The 16,634-nt window shown below is 64.6% G+C and carries 14 protein-coding genes; 8 read left to right on the top strand and 6 right to left on the bottom strand.

Annotation, left to right across the window (positions count from 1 at the left end; all coding sequences use genetic code 11):
* The first annotated feature begins 159 nt into the window (after positions 1-159).
* Positions 160-948, top strand: a complete 789-nt coding sequence (gene rsmA / locus BMY67_RS09830) for a 16S rRNA (adenine(1518)-N(6)/adenine(1519)-N(6))-dimethyltransferase RsmA (protein WP_092770931.1) — start codon at positions 160-162, stop codon at positions 946-948.
* A 132-nt stretch (positions 949-1,080) separates the two neighbouring features.
* Here the strand turns inward: rsmA and BMY67_RS09825 are convergent, their stop codons facing one another.
* Entirely contained in the window at positions 1,081-2,034 is a 954-nt protein-coding gene (locus tag BMY67_RS09825; protein WP_092770929.1) for a DUF3078 domain-containing protein, read from the bottom strand.
* A gap of 216 nt (positions 2,035-2,250) precedes the next feature.
* Here BMY67_RS09825 and BMY67_RS09820 point away from each other — a divergent pair, with 216 nt between their 5' ends.
* The 3 genes from BMY67_RS09820 to BMY67_RS19780 all read left to right on the top strand — a co-directional run bounded on the left by BMY67_RS09820 (position 2,251) and on the right by BMY67_RS19780 (position 5,058).
* A complete protein-coding gene (locus tag BMY67_RS09820; RefSeq protein ID WP_092770927.1) occupies positions 2,251-3,219 on the top strand; it encodes an NAD(P)-dependent oxidoreductase in 969 nt (322 codons plus the stop codon).
* A gap of 250 nt (positions 3,220-3,469) precedes the next feature.
* Positions 3,470-3,943: a transcription elongation factor GreA gene (greA, locus tag BMY67_RS09815; protein WP_092770925.1), complete on the top strand. Its 474-nt coding sequence runs from the start codon at positions 3,470-3,472 to the stop codon at positions 3,941-3,943.
* Between the two features lie 200 nt (positions 3,944-4,143).
* Positions 4,144-5,058, top strand: a complete 915-nt coding sequence (locus tag BMY67_RS19780; RefSeq protein WP_092770923.1) for a nuclease A inhibitor family protein — start codon at positions 4,144-4,146, stop codon at positions 5,056-5,058.
* Between the two features lie 49 nt (positions 5,059-5,107).
* Here BMY67_RS19780 and BMY67_RS09805 read toward each other — a convergent pair whose 3' ends face one another.
* The 3 genes from BMY67_RS09805 to BMY67_RS19735 all read right to left on the bottom strand — a co-directional run bounded on the left by BMY67_RS09805 (position 5,108) and on the right by BMY67_RS19735 (position 9,097).
* Positions 5,108-6,184, bottom strand: a complete 1,077-nt coding sequence (locus BMY67_RS09805) for an AI-2E family transporter (protein ID WP_092770921.1) — start codon at positions 6,182-6,184, stop codon at positions 5,108-5,110.
* Positions 6,185-6,314: 130 nt separating this feature from the next.
* Positions 6,315-7,445: an MFS transporter gene (locus BMY67_RS09800; RefSeq protein WP_092770919.1), complete on the bottom strand. Its 1,131-nt coding sequence runs from the start codon at positions 7,443-7,445 to the stop codon at positions 6,315-6,317.
* 191 nt (positions 7,446-7,636) lie between these two features.
* On the bottom strand, positions 7,637-9,097 hold the full coding sequence (locus BMY67_RS19735; protein WP_092770917.1) for a DNA/RNA non-specific endonuclease: 1,461 nt from the start codon (positions 9,095-9,097) through the stop codon (positions 7,637-7,639).
* A gap of 295 nt (positions 9,098-9,392) precedes the next feature.
* On the opposite strand from BMY67_RS19735, the gene BMY67_RS09790 reads away from it, so the two are divergent.
* The 4 genes from BMY67_RS09790 (at position 9,393) to BMY67_RS09775 (ending at position 13,339) form a co-directional block, all read left to right on the top strand.
* Positions 9,393-10,406 carry an endonuclease/exonuclease/phosphatase family protein gene (locus BMY67_RS09790; RefSeq protein WP_143069769.1) on the top strand — a complete coding sequence of 338 codons (1,014 nt, stop codon included), beginning with the start codon at positions 9,393-9,395 and terminating at the stop codon, positions 10,404-10,406.
* 106 nt (positions 10,407-10,512) lie between these two features.
* Positions 10,513-10,968, top strand: a complete 456-nt coding sequence (locus tag BMY67_RS09785) for a hypothetical protein (RefSeq protein WP_092770913.1) — start codon at positions 10,513-10,515, stop codon at positions 10,966-10,968.
* A 51-nt stretch (positions 10,969-11,019) separates the two neighbouring features.
* Positions 11,020-11,463 carry a hypothetical protein gene (locus BMY67_RS09780; RefSeq protein ID WP_092770911.1) on the top strand — a complete coding sequence of 148 codons (444 nt, stop codon included), beginning with the start codon at positions 11,020-11,022 and terminating at the stop codon, positions 11,461-11,463.
* A gap of 94 nt (positions 11,464-11,557) precedes the next feature.
* On the top strand, positions 11,558-13,339 hold the full coding sequence (locus BMY67_RS09775; RefSeq protein ID WP_092770909.1) for a DUF885 domain-containing protein: 1,782 nt from the start codon (positions 11,558-11,560) through the stop codon (positions 13,337-13,339).
* A gap of 374 nt (positions 13,340-13,713) precedes the next feature.
* Here the strand turns inward: BMY67_RS09775 and BMY67_RS09770 are convergent, their stop codons facing one another.
* Together BMY67_RS09770 and BMY67_RS09765 are read right to left on the bottom strand one after the other, a co-directional pair.
* Complete coding sequence (locus BMY67_RS09770) at positions 13,714-15,138, bottom strand: toxin-antitoxin system YwqK family antitoxin (protein ID WP_092770907.1); 1,425 nt, start codon at positions 15,136-15,138, stop codon at positions 13,714-13,716.
* 137 nt (positions 15,139-15,275) lie between these two features.
* Positions 15,276-16,457 (bottom strand): acetyl-CoA C-acyltransferase, encoded by a 1,182-nt coding sequence (locus BMY67_RS09765; RefSeq protein ID WP_177189772.1) that lies wholly within the window; start codon positions 16,455-16,457, stop codon positions 15,276-15,278.
* Positions 16,458-16,634: the final 177 nt, after the last annotated feature.

Raw genomic sequence — 16,634 nt, 5'->3', positions numbered from 1 at the left:
AGTAGAAGTGAGTACCAAGAAGTGAGCGGTGAGACGCAACAGCAAAAAGAACGTCATTCTTCGCTGCGCTCTGAATGACATTCGTTACTCGTTCTGTTACCGCGGCTTGCTCTTTTATTTCCATCTCACTTCTCGCCTCTAATATCTCACTTCTGCCAAATGGATTCCGTTAAAGCCAAAAAGCACCTCGGTCAGCACTTTCTCAACGACCCCAACATCGCCCGCAACATTGTGGAGGCCCTGCGCCTGCCCGATGGGGTGCAGCACGTGCTCGAAATCGGGCCCGGCATGGGCGTGCTGACCCAGACGCTGCTGCGGCACCCGGAGTACGAAACGGCCGTAGTGGAAATCGACCGCGACTCGGTGGCCTACCTGCAGAAGCACTACCCCGAGCTCGAAGACCGGATTTACTCCCAGGACTTCCTGAAAATGGATCTGACGGCGCTTTACGGTCAGCAGCCGCTGAGCATTATCGGCAACTTCCCGTACAACATCAGCACCCAGATTTATTTCCAGATTCTGGCCCACCGCCAGCAGGTGCGCGAGAGCGTGGGCATGCTGCAAAAGGAAGTAGCCGACCGCCTGGCCACCGGCCCGGGTTCCAAAACCTACGGCATCCTGAGCGTGCTGCTCCAGGCCTTCTACGACATCGAGTACCTGTTCACGGTGCCCCCGCACGTGTTCAGCCCGCCGCCCAAGGTCCAGTCGGCCGTCATCCGCCTCACCCGCAACGCCACCGAGCAACTGGCCTGCGACGAAAAGCTGTTTTTCCGCGTCGTGAAACAGGCCTTCCAGACCCGTCGCAAAACCCTGCGCAACGCCCTCAAGCCCTTCGGCATGCCCCCCGAAACCACCACCGACCCCGTCTTCGACCTGCGCGCCGAGCAGCTCACTGTGGCCGATTTCGTGGATTTGACCAACCGGGTGGCGGAGAATAAGAGCGAGTAGCGGGAGGCCATAACCATGCAGAGACGCCTCCTTGCGTCTCCGCGTTGAACGACAGCATCTGTGCCACTCAGGCGGGCAACGACCGCAACATCGGCAACGCCGAGACGCAAGGAGGCGTCTCTACATCCGTGCTTACTTTCTCTCCTTGAAATTCTGCACCGAGTACACGAGGCCCAGCGTGAGGCCCTGGCTGTACTGTACGGCCTTGTCCTGGTCGTAATCGTAGAGCAGGATGCCGGTGAGGGCCACGTTGATGTAACGATTGACTTTAGCCGTGAGGCCGGCGTCGAGGCGGTGGTCGATGCGGCGTAGGGCGAAATCGGAGCCGTAGTTGGCGAACAGCAGGTAGCGCGCCTTGAGGTTCATGTTGGTGGCAATGTCCTTGTCGAACTCGGCCAGCGCCTGCGCGGCCAGCACCTCGAAGCGGGTGGAGTGGCCTGGCCTGACGCCGTAGGGCGTGGCGCCCAGCGCGGCCACAAACCGCTCGGGGCGGTTGACGACCGTCAGGCGCGGGGCGAAGGGCGAGAGGCGCAGCTTGAAGTAGCTGGTGGGGTGGTACTCGAAGCCGTAGGCGGCCGTGAGGAAGGCCGGCGCGAAGGTGGACGACACCAGTTGGGCCCGTTGCTGGCCGTTGCCATCGTCGGAATACTTGTAGCCGGGGGCGAACTGGGTGAGCAGGTTCAGCGACACGAACATGTCCCACTTGGGGTTGAGGGCGCGGCCGTACTTGGTGTCCAGGTAGATGCGGTCGAGGCTTTTGCGGTACCCCTGGCCCTTGTTCGAAACGAAGGCGTAGAGCAAATCGGCCTGGTTGTCCCAGCTGTGAATGCCCTGCTGGTAATCAGCCTTGGCATTGAGTGAGGCGTTCAGGCCCAGCGAATTGACGCCCCCGCCGCGCCAGTTCGACGATAGCGTGGTTTCCTGAAAGTTAAGCGCGGTAGTAAAGCTCTTTTTCCAGAGCGAATCGGGCACTACGGCGGCAACGGTAGTCGCAGTAGCCGTAACCGGTTCAGTTTGCGCCGCTGCGCCCAGGGGGCGCCAAGCCGAGAGAACCAGCAGCAGCAGCAGGGTAGCAGGGTGTTTCATGCGGAGCAGGGGATACGTGGCGGGCCAATAGTGGCGGCCTAAAGGTATTAAAAGGCAATAGGCTGAACAAGAATGCGCTTCTCCCGCCCCGGCTTGGCAACGAAGCAGTGGCCGGTAGTTGGGCCGGATACCAATACCTTCGCGGTACCTCCCGCACAAGGATGCCCGGACGATGCCCCAATCATTAGTTCATACTTGCTAATTCATACGTAAACAATGTCTCTCTGCCTCGTCATCGACGAAATGCACCCCAGCCTGCCCGAGTACCTGGAGCCGCTGGGCCTGACGCTGCACTACCGCCCCGACCTGACGGCCGCCGAAGTGCCCGCGGCCCTGGCGGCCCACCCCTACGAGGGCTTAGTGGTGCGCTCGAAGCTGCGCATCACGCGCGAGCTGCTGGCATACGGGCCGCACCTGCGCTATGTGTGCCGGGCCGGCGCCGGGGTCGATAATATTGACGAAGCCGCCCTGGCCGAGGCGGGCGTAACGCTGCTCAATGCCCCCGAGGGCAACCGCGACGCGGTGGGCGAGTACGCGGTAGGTCTGCTGCTGGCGCTGTTTCGGCACCTGCCGCGGGCCGACGCCGAGGTGCGGGCCGGACATTGGCGGCGCGAAGCCAACCGGGGCGAGGAAATCGGGGGCAAAACCATCGGGCTGCTCGGCTACGGGCACATGGGCCGGGCGTTTGCCCGCCGCCTGAGCGCCTTCGGCTGCACCGTGCTGGCCCACGACCACGACCCCGCCTGCCCGCCCGACGACTACGCCACGCTGGTGCCGCTGGCCGAACTCCGGGCCCGCGCCGAGGTGCTGAGCCTGCACATCCCGTACGCGAAGGCCAACCACCACTTCGTAAACGAGGACTTCCTGGCCGGCTTCCCCAATGCCATCTGGCTGCTGAACACGGCCCGCGGCGAAGTGCTCGACCACGCCGCGCTGGTGAGCGGGCTGCGTACCGGCCAAATCCGCGGCGCGGCCCTCGACGTGCTCGAAAACGAGAAGCTGACCGGGCTTACGCCCGAGCAGCAAGCCCGGTTCGATTACCTGCGCACGGCTGCCAACGTCGTCCTGTCACCCCACATCGGCGGCTGGACGTTCCAGAGCTATGAGCGCATCAACGCCGTGCTGGCCCGCAAGCTGGCGGCGTTTCTGGGAGTAGGTGAGGCAGGAGAGCAGGGAGTAGGGTAAGAGGGAACTGTCATTCTGAGCAGCGCGAAGAATCTCGCGTGCAATGGTAATTCCTGACGACAGGATTACTCTGGCACGCGAGATTCTTCGCGCTGCTCAGAATGACAGTTCCTTTACCTGCCCCATCACTTCCTTACTCCATCACCGCTCATTCCCTAAATTTCGTATATTTGCCTAAACCTACCAAGGGGAGAACGGCCAGCCACGCTGGCCGTTCTCCTTATTTTTTTGAGCTAATCCCACCCATGTCATGTCAACCATCAACTACTATACGCCCGAAGGCCTCCAGAAGCTCAAAGCAGAACTTCAGGACCTTAAAATCCGGGGCCGGGCCAAGGCCGCCGACGACCTGCGCGAGGCCCGCGACAAGGGCGACCTGAGCGAAAACGCCGAGTACGACGCCGCCAAGGATGCCCAGGGCCTGCTGGAGCTGAAAATCGCGAAGCTGGAGGAGGTGCTCGGCAACGCCCGCCTGCTCGACGAAACCAACCTCGACCTGAGCAAAGTGCTCATCATGAGCAAGGTGAAGCTCAAAAACCTCAAGAACAACATGGTGCTCGACTACACGCTCGTCGCCGAGGAAGAAGCCAACCTGGCCGCCGGTAAAATCTCCGTCAAGTCGCCCATCGGCCGCGGCCTGCTGGGCAAATCGGTGGGCGAAACGGCCGAAATCACCGTGCCGGCCGGCAAGCTGCAATTCCAGGTACTTGAAATCAGCCGGTAAAGGTGAAATGGTGAGTTAGCCGTTCCCGCACCCCGACTTTTTCGGAAAGGGCGAAGCCACGGCTTCGCCCTTTTTGCGTTCAACCCCGTATTTTGGGCCACCGGCCAACAAAAGCAGCGCATCATTACTGCTGATCGGCCGCGCCACTAAGGCCGATTGAACGTCAAACTCACCACCTCACCACCTCACCATCTCACCTTATGCCTTCTATTTTCTCGCGCATCGTGGCGGGCGAGCTGCCCGCTTACAAGGTAGCCGAAGACGAGCACCATTTAGCCTTTCTCGACATCACGCCGCTGGTGGAGGGGCACACGCTGGTTATTCCGAAGCGGGAGGTCGATTATATTTTCGACTTGCCCCCGGCCGAGCTGGCGGCGCTGCACCTGTTTGCCCAGCGCGTGGCGGCCGGGGTGCGGGCGGCCGTGCCCTGCAAGCGCGTGGGCGTGGCCGTTATCGGGCTCGAAGTGCCCCACGCCCACATCCACCTGATTCCGATGAATAAGGTAGCCGACATGAACTTCGCCAACCCCAAAATAAAGGTAGACGAGCGGCGCATGAATGAGCTGGCTGCCGCCATCGGGGCCCAGGTGCCCACCGTGGTGGCCGGCACCCCTGCAATGCCCACCGACCCGCGCGACACCAAGGGCGGCCGCGAAACCGTTGAAGCCTCCGAGCCCGAAGTGCACGCCGCCCACACCGACAAAGCCGCTCCCGGCCCCGAAAACGACGCGGCCCTGGCGCCCCTGCGCGAGCTGACCAAAGGCCTCAGCTACGTGAGCGAAGCCGATGCGCCGCTGGAGCCGGTGAGCTTCGCGGCTCCAGCTGGCGGCCTCACCGATGAAGCCCTGGCCAAGCTGGCGGGCGTTGCGGCCGGTACGCCCGTGGAGCGGCAGGAGCTAACATACTTCCTGCGCAACCACACCGCCGACGACGGCGTGACCGGCAGCGCCGAAACGGCCAACCGCTTCAAGCAATTGCAGATGTATATGAAGCAGGAGTTGAGCGGCAGCCAGGTGTACCGTTTCGGCCAGGGCCCGCAGGTGCCCGTGCTGGTGCTCGGGGAGGGCGAAGGCGGCCGGCTGCTGGGCTTCAAAACGGTGCTCACCGAAACCTGATACGCCACCGGCATGGGGGCTTCGGGCAACTGCCCCAGGCGGCCCGCCGCTACTCGGGCTGCCTGGGCGGCGGCTCCGGTAGCGGGCGGGCCGCCTGGGGCCGGATGCGCTTGCGGATGCGGTTTTCGCGCTCGAACACGCCCACCAGCACAATCAGGTAGGAGAGCAGCAGCGGCCCCATCACCAGGCCCAGAATGCCGAACAGCTCGACGCCCAGCACTACCCCGGCCAGCGTGATGAGCGGGTGAATGTCGCCCATGCGCTTGGCCAGCACGATGCGCAGCAGGTTATCGATGTTGATGATGACGATAACGCCTACCAGCAGAATGCCCACGCCCTGGCCCACATGGCCCTGGGCCAGCTTAAAGATGGCCGCCGGGCCCCACACCAGCGGCGTGCCCAGCACCGGAATAAAGGCCGTGAAAAAGGCCAGCGTCCCCCAGAACAGCGCGTCCTCGACCCCGAACAGCTGCAGGGTGAGGGTAGTCAGCAGGGCCTGCACCAGGGCGATGATGGCTTGGCCGAGCACGTTGGCGTTTACTGTGTTGCGCAGCGAGTCGCTCAGCTCCTGCAGCGTGCTGTCGCGGAAGGGCAGATAGCGGCGCAGGCCCCGCAGGAAGGCTTCTTCCTGCAAAAACATGAAGTAGAGCGTAAACAGCATCAGGCCGATAATGACCGTGAAGTGCAGCAGCCCGCTGGCCAGCGACGGAATGCGGGTGCTCAGCCAGGCCACCACCTGCTGGGCCAGGTCGCGCACGTTGTTTTCAGTAGTGAACTGGTAGCCGGTTTTCTGCTCCACTAGGTGCAGCACGCGCATAATGGGCCGCGTGTCCTGGGCATAAAGGCGGATGCGGTTGACGAGCATCAGCACCAGGCCGGTGAAGGGCATAATGATGACTACCACGGAAAACAGCAGCAGCCCGGCCGTTACCAGCTGCCGGTTCCAGGCGCGGTGGTGCACCAGGGCCGCAAACCAGGGTCGCAACACCACGTACAGAACCGCCGCCCCCAGAAAGGCCGTAATGTAGGAGCCCAGCCCCAGCAGAATCAGCCCCGCCAGGCCCACAAGGCACACAATCAGCAGCACGTACTGCTGGCGGGGCGTATAGATGGTTTCGGAAGGCATAGGAGCTGAAATCAGAAATGGAGAGTCAAAAGTAAAAGGCTGCCATTCATTTCGCCGCAGCCACTGCCGAACTTACCGAAATGCGAGGTGCCAAGGCCCTGTGCCCTGACTTCCCAGTTTTGACTTCCCACTAAACTACCCGGCGGCCCAGCGCAGCCACAGCCAGGCCCATGGCGGCAATCAGGGCGAAGGACACGCGCAGGCTGCTGACGGCGGCCACGAAGCCGATGAGCGGCGGGCCCAGCAGAAACCCCACGAAGCCCACGGTGGTAACGGCCGCCAGGGCCATGCCCGCCGGCATGGTAGTGGAGCGGCCGGCCGCCCCATACACCAGCGGTACCACTGCCGCCGTGCCCAGGCCCACCAGCATAAAGCCCAGCGTAGCCGCCCACAGCGTTGGGAAGGCCACGGCCAGCAGCAGCCCGCCCGCCTCCAGCAGCCCGCTCAGCACCAGCGTGCGGCGGCGGCCGTAGCGGTCGGTAAACCAGTCGGCCACGAAGCGGCCGGTGGCCATCAGGGCCATGAAGGCAGCGAAGCCCAGGCCCACCCAGGCCTCGGGGGCCCGCACTACCTGCCGGAAGTACACCCCGCTCCAGTCGAACATGGTGCCCTCGCAGAGCAGCGAGCAGAAGGCCAGCACCCCCAGCAGCAGCAGCGAGCGGTCGGGCAGGGCCAGCAGGGGCGTGCCGGCGGGGCGGGGCGCATCGGTGGGCAGCAGGCGCGGGGCCAGCAGCAGCAGTGCCGGCAGAAGCAGCGCGCCCACCCCCAGAAAGTGGTAAAGGGGCCCTACGTGCTGCCCGACCAGGAGCACACCCAGCCCGGCCCCCGCGAAGCCGGCCAGGCTCCAGAGGCCGTGGAAGGTGGCCATGATGGAGCGGCCGTACAGGGCCTCCACGCCCACGGCCTGGGTGTTTATGCCAATGTTGCTCAGCTCGCCGGCCATGCCAAACAGCACCAGCGCCGCCAGCAGCTGGGGCACGGTGGCGGCCAGGCCCAGCAGCGGCAGTACCAGCGCGTACAGCCCCATGCCCAGCACCACCACCCGCCGACTTCCGAAGCGGCTCACGAGCCAGCCCGCCAGCGGCAGCGTGCCCACCGAGCCTACCGGCAGCGCCAGCAGCACCCCGCCCAGCGCCGCCGCACTCAGGCCCAACTGGTGCTGCACGGCCGGAATCCGGGAGGCCCAGGTGGCAAAGCACAGCCCCTGCACGGCAAAGGCCGCCGCCACAGCCCAGCGGTGTTGTTGCGGAGTAGGGGTCATGGGAGGGAGTTAGGCGGGGCTGGTTGAGCTGAACAGGGAGTACAAAAGACCGTCATGCTGAGCTTGCCGAAGCATCTCTACCGCAGTAATAATCCGGATATTGAAATTGCCACCGCGGTAGCTATGCTTCGACTCCGCTACGCTGCGCTCAGCATGACGGTCTTTTCGTAACTGCCAGCCAACAACTCCCCCTACCGTACCGGGCCGCTGTCTACCTGCGCCTCCAGCCGCTCCTGCGCGGCTACGGGCAGGGCCGAGAGCAGGTCGAGGCCGGTGGCGGCTTCCAGGGCGTCGATGCTGGTGCGGTAGCGGCTCCAGTCGGGGCTTACCTGCTGGTCGTTAGGCGTGTCGATGGCCAGGATGCGGGCCTGGCCGGCCGCGATGCGCTGCAGGTCGTTGGCGCCTTCGGGTAGCAGCACCAGCACCTTCCAGACGCGGGCCGGCACAGTTACGCGACCCTCATCGATCGTCGTTTTAAAGCCTTGCACACCAGTGCCGCCCTGCCCGTAGCTGCCCATGATGATGTACACCTCCTGCCCGCGCTGCACCTGGGCGCGGGTCCATTCCTCCAGGTTGCCCCAGGTGCGCTGGTTGTTGTTGGCGGCCTGCGGAATCATGTTGGTCATCAAAAAGGTAGCCGAGTTGTCGTCGAGCGTGCGGCTGCGGTCGGCGCTGGGGCAGTTGTGGCCCCGGTCGAAGCCCGAGCCGCTGTAGGAGCGCGGACTCACGGCGTAGAACTGCCGGGGCAGAGCCGGGTCGGGCCGGAAATCGTCCTGGCGCGGGGCCCGGCCCAGGTCGGCGGCGCCCAGGTGCCAGCTCACCCAGGTGGGTGTGCCCCGGCGGGCGCTGTAGCCCACCGCGTACTGCGGGCGCGTAAGCAGGTAGTTGTTGGGCGTGCTGAGCGAGGCCGTGGCGCCGCTGGGGTTGCCCAGGGCCAGGTTGTCGGCCGAAGTGGTTTCGGTGGCTGCCGGGGCCGGCGTGCCGGGGGTGGGGGGGGTGGGCGCGGGCGTTGGAGTAGGCTGGCGCGGCGCTGCGCCCGGCTGGCTGGCCGGACCGCCGGTTACGGCCGCGCCGCTGCCGGTTTCCAGCGTAATGTCATCAATGTTGAGCCGGCCGGAGCCGGTATCCGTCTTGCGGATTTCGAGGCGGAAAGCCTGGGCACTGCCGCCTTCGAAGGTCGTTGTTAGCAGGCGCGGGCCCTGGGTACGCACGGGTGAGCCTATGCGGCGGTAGCTGCGGCCGCCGTCCTGGCTGCCCCACAGCTCCCAGGTGCTGGGCGCGTCCTGGCCGTAGGCGGCCGAGCTGATGCGAATCAGGTGCACGCCGGCCGGGGCGTCGAAGTTCATGGTGAGGCGGCCGCCGGTGCGCAGGCGGGCGGCGCGGGCACCCTGCTTGTGGTCCTGCTCGGAAGCGCCGATAAGGGCTTCGGTGAACCGCCAGGTGCCCGTGCCCAGCGGTTCGTCGGCGGAGGCGTAGCCGCCTTTGCTGCCGGCTTCGAAGGTTTCGGGGAAGCGGCCGGCGGCCTGGGCCGGGGCGCTTTGCACGGCAATGGCGGGCGGACCAGCCGGGGCGGGCTGCCGCAGGGTTTCGGCGGGCTGCGGCGAGCAGGCGCTCAGCAGCAGCGAAAGCAGGGCGGGGGCAAGGCGAATCATGGGGGCGAAGGTAGCTACAAGCCTCAAGCTACAAGCCTCAAGCTACAAGCCTCAAGCCTCAAGCGGCAAGCCTTCACGTTGTGCCTCAACCCTCTCTTTGAAAAATGAGAGGGTGGGTTCAACGAAACCTGCCGCCCCGCCTGCCCGTGCTGCCGTGGCTTCCTCTCGCCTTTTTCGAAGAGGGCAGGCGGGGGTAAGACGCATACAAGGGCGATGAAGCGAGGGCTTGTGGCTTGCCGCTTGTGGCCCAAAGCTTGAGGCTTGTAGCTTGCCGCTTGTAGCTACCTTCGCCCCCATGCCCCGACTTCAACGCTTCCTGCTCACTTTGCTGCTGGTGCTCACGGTTCCGGCGGCGCTGGTTACGCTGCTCTCGCTGCTTACGGCCCAGGTATGGTGGCTGAAGCTGCTCGATTTCCCCCGCTTCCAGCTGCTGGTGCTGCATCTGGGGGTGCTGCTGGGGCTTGCCGGGCTGCTGGTGCTGGGGCGGCGGCAGCGGCAGCCCGCCCGGCGCTGGGTGCTGGGCCTGAGCCTGTTTGGGGCCGCCGGGCAGCTTTATTTCCTGCTGCCCTACGCCCCCTTCATGCCCCGGCCCCTGCCCGACGCCACTGCGGCCCAGGCCACCGATACCACTGCCCGCCTGCGGATACTGGAGGCCAACGTGCTGCAAAAAAACCAGCGCCCTGATCTGCTGCTGGCCCGCGTACGCGAGCAGAGTCCCGACCTGGTACTGGCTCTCGAAACCGACCAGCGCTGGGTAAACGCCCTGCGCCCGCTGCGCCGGCAGTATCCGTACGTTATCGAGCTGCCCCAGACCAACACCTACGGCATGGTGCTGTACTCGCGCCTGCCGCTGCTGGAGGCGCGGGTGTACAACTTCCAGGAGCCCGACGTGCCCACCCTCATCACCGATGTGCGGCTGCCCAACGGCCGGCTGGTGCGCCTGTACGCCGTGCACCCCACGCCGCCGGTGCCCAGCCGCCACCCCACCAGCCTCAGCCAGCCCAACCGTGCCTTGCTGCAGGTGGGCCGGCGCGTGCAGCAGCACCGCGGCCCGGCCCTGGTGCTGGGCGACTTCAACGACGTGTCGTGGTCGAGGGCGACGCGCCTGTTCGAGGCCAGCGGCGAGCTGCACAACGTGCGCCGGGGCCGGGGCATGTACAGCACCTTTGATGCCAACAGCGGCGTGCTGCGCTGGCCCCTCGACCACCTGTTTGCCACCCGCGGGTTTCGGGTGCTGGGCCTGACGCGGCTGCCGGCCATCGGCTCCGACCACTTCCCGATGCTGTTTGAGGTAATGCTGGCCGAGTAGCGCGGCCGGCGGCCAGTCCAGTGGGAAGGGGACAAACAAGGGAATTTGGCGGGTTTTTTGCGCTGCGCCACCGCAGTCGATCATCCTCCCACCTTATTACCTGTTTATGCTTCGCTTTATCTACTTATTAGCTGCCGGGCTGCTGCTGAGCAGTGCCCCGGCCTTCTCCCAAACGGCCGGCCTGCGTACCCAGCCCATCGATTTCGACAATACCCTGGTTGTAACCCTACCCGACGAGGGCCAGGCGGCCTGGCAACGGGCCGGCCGCCTGCTCGCCCAACGTGGCTACCTCATACGCTTCGCCAGCCCCGAGCTGCTTACCCTGAGCACCGAGCCCGTCAGCAATTTTACGGCGCGCCTGATGGGAGTGTATCTGGTAGTGGAAGGCCCCGAGCTGCATTTGCAGGGCTATATTCCGGCCGGGGATAATGTTATCAACTGGCTGCAGATAATCGAATACAGCACGGGCAGGGGCCTGAGTGGCCGCCGCTGGCAGGAACTGGAGGAAATAGCCCGGCTGCTGGGCGGTACCGTGCGCTACGCCCGCACCCCCACCCACTAGCCCCCGGCCCTGCTGCGGGGCCAGGCTTCTCGTTTTGTAACGGCTAGGCTGATGAAAAAACTGTTGCTGCCACTGCTGCTGGCCGGTGCTCCGGCCTTTGCCCAATTGCCTGCCCTGCACGCCCGGCCCGAGAAAAACGACGATACCATTGTGCTCACGCTGCCCGATGAGGGCCGCGCCGTTTGGCAGCGGGCGGCCGGGGTGCTGGCCGCTCGGGGCTACACCTTCCGCTATTCCGACGCCGACCTGCTCACCATTAGTACCGACTATGTCCGCCTGGAATCGTACGACACTATTGGGTTATTTGTGCGGGTGGAAGGCAACCGGCTGCTGCTGCGTGGGCGTTGGCTGTCAGACGATGACGTGACGGGCAACGGGTATGCCATAAGCATGGGCGGGTTTCTGAGCGGCTCCGGTAGCAGGTGGGCCGAGTTGGAAGCTGCGGCCCGCGAACTGGGTGGCACACCGGGCTACTACAATTCGGCGGCGCGCTGATAGTGGGGCCGGGCAGGCAGGGGAGGGGCGCCGCGCAACGCCGGGCCCGCGGTTCTCGTCCTTGCCCTGTACCTTGCCCGCTCACGCCCTGCCCATGAAACACCGCTACTCTCTCTCGGCCGCCGTGCTGCTGGCCGGCGCCGGCCTGCTGGCCGCCTGCGACCCGGGCACCAAGCCCGCCACCGGCACGGCCGAAACCGCCGATGCCACCTTCGACGACTACAAGGCCCGCTTTATCGACTCGCTCTGGTACTACAACCCCGAGTGGGCCAGCAGCGCCGGCTACCATCGCTACGACTCGCTGCTGGTGGTGCCCTCGGCCGGCCGCCGGCAGGTGGAGGCGGCGGCCATAGCGCGCCGCGGCAAAGAGCTGCAGGCCTTCGAGGTGGGCAAGCTGTCGGTGAACAACCAGACCGATTACCGGCTGATGCAGAACTACCTGGCTTCGGCCCGCTTTTATGCCGACACGTTGCGCAGCTGGGAGTGGAACCCCTCCAACTACAACGTGGGCGGGGCGGTGGCCGAGGTGCTCAATGGCCGCTACGCCCCCCTCGACCGCCGCCTGCGCGCCATCAGCTCCAAACTCATCCAGAGCGCCGACTACTACGAGGCTGCCGAGCAGAGCGTGAAGCGGCCCACCCGCGAGCATACCAACCTGGCCATTCGCCAGAACCAGGGAGGCTTAAGCGTGTTCGGTCCCGCCCTGCTCGACTCGGTGGCCAAATCGGGCCTGAGCGACGCCGAGAAGAAGACCCTGCGCGAGCGGGTGGCTACTACCCGGCTGGCCATGGAAGGCTACATCCGCTTCCTGCAAACCCAGGTGTTGCCGGCGGGCAACTTCCGGCCCTTCCGCATCGGCCCCGAGTTGTTTGCCCGCAAGTTTGCCCTCGATATCCAGAGCCGCTACTCGGCCGACGAGGTGTACCAGAAGGCCCTCACGCACCGCCAGGAGCTGCTCACCGACATGAAGGCCCGGGCCCTGCGCATCTACCCCAAATACGTGCAGTACCAGGCCGTGCCCCAGGACACGCTGGCCATTGTGCGCGACGTAGTGGCGGCCCTCTCGCGCGAGCACGCCACGCCCCAGCGCTTCGTGGATGCCGTGCGCGAGCAGATGCCCGAGCTGGTGCGCTGGGTGAACGAGCACGATCTGCTGACCCAGGACCCCACCCAGCCGCTGGTTGTGCGCGAAACCCCGCTCTACATGCGCGGCAGCGGCGCCGGCGCCAGCGTCTCGGCCCCCGGCCCTTATGATAAGGGCGCCGATACCTACTACAACGTCGATCCTATTGTGGGCTTGCCGGCACCCCAGGCCGAGAGCTACCTGCGCGAGTACAACACCTACACGCTCCAGATTCTTAACATCCACGAGGCCATTCCGGGCCACTACACCCAGCTGGTGTACGCCAACCGCAGCCCCTCGCTTATCAAGTCGATATTGGGCAACGGGGCCATGATTGAGGGCTGGGCTGTGTACGCCGAGCGCATGATGCTGGAAAGCGGCTACGGCGGCAACACCGATGAGTTCTGGCTGATGTGGGACAAGTGGAATATGCGCGTGACCCTGAACGCCATCCTCGACCACGAGGTGCAGGCCGGCAGCCTCACCGAAACCCAGGCCGTGGAAATGCTGCGCCGCGACGGATTTCAGGAAGATGCCGAGGCCCGCAACAAGTGGCTGCGCGCCACGCTCAGCCAGGTGCAACTCAGCTCCTACTTCACCGGCTACACCGAAATCTATGACCTCCGCGAGGAGCTCAAGCAGAAGCAAGGCAAGGAGTTCAACCTGAAAGCCTTCCACGAGCAGTTCCTCAGCTACGGCAGCGCCCCGGTGAAGTATATTCGGGAGATGATGCTGGCGAAGGAGAAGAAGTAGCCGCTGTTACGTGGCGCCCTCATGGTGCGCCTCACCCTAATCCCCCTCTCCGAAAAAGGAGAGGGGAGACTGGCTTCTAGCTTTCTAGTTTAACCAAGGCTAGCGCTAGCTCCCCTCCTTGGAAAGGAGGGGTTGGGGGTGGTTGAAGCCGTTGAACAGAAGCTAGAGGTTAGGTTTAGTAAATGTTCAGGTAGCGTCAACCACCCCCAGCCCCTCCTTTCCAAGGAGGGGAGCTAGCGCTAGCGCTAGCGCTAACTTTAGCTCACGCCAACTGCTTTAGCTTTAGAAGCCTCACCCCAATCCCCCTCTCCTTTTCGGAGAGGGGGATTGGGGTGAGGCGCACCCGTAAGGCGCAACGTGGGGGCGGCCTAATCTTATTTCTTCTTCACCGGCGCGCTGCTGCCCGGGGGCACCACCTGGCCGTTCCTAAAGGTCTTGCGCTCCTTTACCGTCGTGCCATCCGGCCCGTAGTAGAGCCACACGCCGGTTTCCTTGCCGTTGCGGAAGGCGCCGGTCATTTCGGGCGTGCCGTCTTCGCGAAGCAGGCGGTAGGGGCCGGTTTTGAGGCCCCGCACGTAAGTGGCTTCGGCCTGTAGCTTGCCCGAGGGGTAGAACTCCTGGCCCAGGCCGGCGGGCTTGCCGTTCTCGTTCAGCAGCTTGCTTTTGATGGTACCGTTGGGGTAGTACGTCAGCTGCTCGCCGCCGAGGCGGCCGTTCTGGTAGGTTTCCACCTTCTCAAGCTGCTTGCCGCCAGGAAAGTAGCTGCGCCACTGGCCCACGGGCAGGTTGTTCTTGTACTGCTGCTCGCGCTGCAGGGTGCCGTCTTCGAAGTAGCCGGTAATCTTCCGGTCGCGGGCCTGGCTGCTGTACTCGGTTTTCTGCCGGGGCTTGCCCGAGTCGTAAAAATCCTGCTGGGTGCCCACCAGCGTGCCCTGGCGGTAGGTCATGGTGCTCTTGACGGCGCCGTTTTCGTAGTACGATTTGGCGGGGCCGTCGAGGTTGTTGGTGCCGCCGGCCAGGGCGCGGGCCTGCTTGGTGAGGTCGTCGCCGAGCGGGTTTTTCACGGCCCGGCCCACCAGCGGCACGGCCACGTAGGTGCCCTCGGTCTGGAGCTGGCCCGAGCGGTAGTAGCTGCGGTAGCGGCCGCGGCCGGTCTGGTCGGCCAGCACTTCGGTTTCGAGCTGGCCGTTGTCGAAGTACGTTTTGTAGGGGCCGGCCAGCAGCCCGCGGCGGTAGCTGCCCTCGCTCTGGAGCTGGCCGTTTTCGTAGTAGGTGCGCACCGGACCGTTGGCCTGGCCCTCGGTGAACGTGATTTCGGCCCGGGGCTTACCCGACGCGTACAACTCGCGCACCAGGCCGCTGGGCTGGCCCTTGTCGAGGGTGGTTTCGAGCTTGATGCGGCCGTCGGGGAAGAAATAGCGCAACTCGCCGCTGGGCTCATCGTCGGCGAAGGCGCCCTCCTGGGCCAGCTTGCCGGTGTCGTAATACGTTTTGAAGGGGCCCTGGCGCACACCGTTTTGGTAAGTGACCTCCAGCCGCCGCCCGCCGTTGGGATGAAACTCCACGTAGGCCGAGTCGCGCTTGCCGGCCGTGTAGCGCGTTTGCGCTTCCAGCTTACCGGTGTAGTAAAACCGCTTATACGGCCCCTGCATCACGGTATCGGCCCCCACCAGCGCCGCAAACTTCTCCCGCGGGTGCACCCGCGTCGAGTCGAAGTAGGTTGTGAGCCGCCGCAGCTTCTGGGCCTGGGCGGCGGTGCTGGCAGTGAGCAGGAAAAGGGCAACAGGCAGAATTCTCATAGGTGCAAGAACGGGGGAAACGGCGAAGTAGTGCCTCGCGTGCAGCCCGGCAAACAAAAGCCCTGCCGCAAAACATGCGGCAGGGCTTTTAAAATCAGAACGAAGCTGACAACTAGCAGCTAAAAGCTAACAGCTCCCTAAACGCGCTCCAGCACGATGCTGCTCGCGCCGCCACCGCCGTTGCAGATGCCGGTGACGCCGATTTTGCCGCCCTCGTTCTCCAGCACGCTCAGCAGCGTGGTTACGATGCGGGCCCCGGAAGCGCCCAGCGGGTGGCCCAACGAAACGGCGCCGCCGTACACGTTCACCTTGGTGCCTTCCAGGTTCAGCAGCTGGTTGTTGGCCAGCGAAACCACCGAGAAAGCCTCGTTGATTTCGTAGAAATCGACCTCCGAAGCAGCTACTCCGGCATTTTTCAGCGCCTTCGGAATGGCCAGGGCGGGCGTGGTGGTAAACCACTCGGGCGCCTGCTCGGCATCGGCAAAGCCGCGGATGATGGCCAGGGGCTTGATGCCCAGCTCGTCGGCCTTCTCGCGGCTCATCAGCAGCACGGCGGCGGCGCCGTCGTTGAGCGTAGAGGCGTTGGCGGCCGTTACGGTGCCCTCCTTGGTGAAGGCGGCCCGCAGCCCGGCAAACTTGCTGAAATCGGCCTTCAGGTACTCCTCGTCATCAGAAATAACGGTTTCCTTGCCGCGCACCGTAATGGTCACGGGCACGATTTCGTCCTTCTTCTTGCCGGCCTTGGCGGCGGCGGCACTACGCTCGTAGCTTTGCTGGGCGAAGGCGTCCTGGTCTTCGCGGGTGATGCCATAGTGGGCGGCCGTGGCATCGGCGGCGTTGCCCATGGCGTAGTCGTGGTAGGGGTCCCAGAGGCCGTCCTTCATCAGGCCGTCAATCATCTGGCCGTTGCCGTATTTGGCGCCGAAACGGGCTTTGTCGAGGTAGTAGGGCACGTTGCTCATGCTCTCCATGCCGCCGGCCATCACCACATCGGCCTGGCCCAGCATAATAGCCTGGGCGCCGTACATAATAGCCTTCGAGCCCGAGGCGCACACTTTGTTTACGGTCGTGCACTCCACGGTGTCGGGCAAACCGGCCTTCTTGGCCGCCTGCCGGGCCGGGGCCTGGCCTAGGTTGGCCGAAATCACGTTGCCCATAATTACCTGCTGCACCTCTTTGCCGTCAACGCCGGCCTTTTCCAGCGCGCCCTTAATGGCAATAGCGCCCAGCTCCACGGCCGTCAACGAGGCCAGGCTACCGCCAAACGAGCCGATAGGGGTCCGCACAGCGGCTACGATTACTACTTCCTTGATTTGCATATGTTGAATTAGGTGGGGTGAGATTAGAGCCTAAAGGTACGAATTTGGGTGATGGGGTGATGGGGTGATGGGGTGATGGGGTGATGGGGTGAGGGGGTGATGGGGTGAGGGGGTGAGGGGGTGAGGGGGTGAGGAGGCTTTTTGTCATTCTGAGTAACTGGCTCTATGCGCCACATA

This window comes from Hymenobacter actinosclerus, from assembly GCF_900111515.1.
GTDB lineage: Bacteria > Bacteroidota > Bacteroidia > Cytophagales > Hymenobacteraceae > Hymenobacter > Hymenobacter actinosclerus.
The sequence above is the reverse complement of the archived record's forward strand: the minus strand, read 5'-3'. Positions and strand labels throughout refer to the sequence as shown.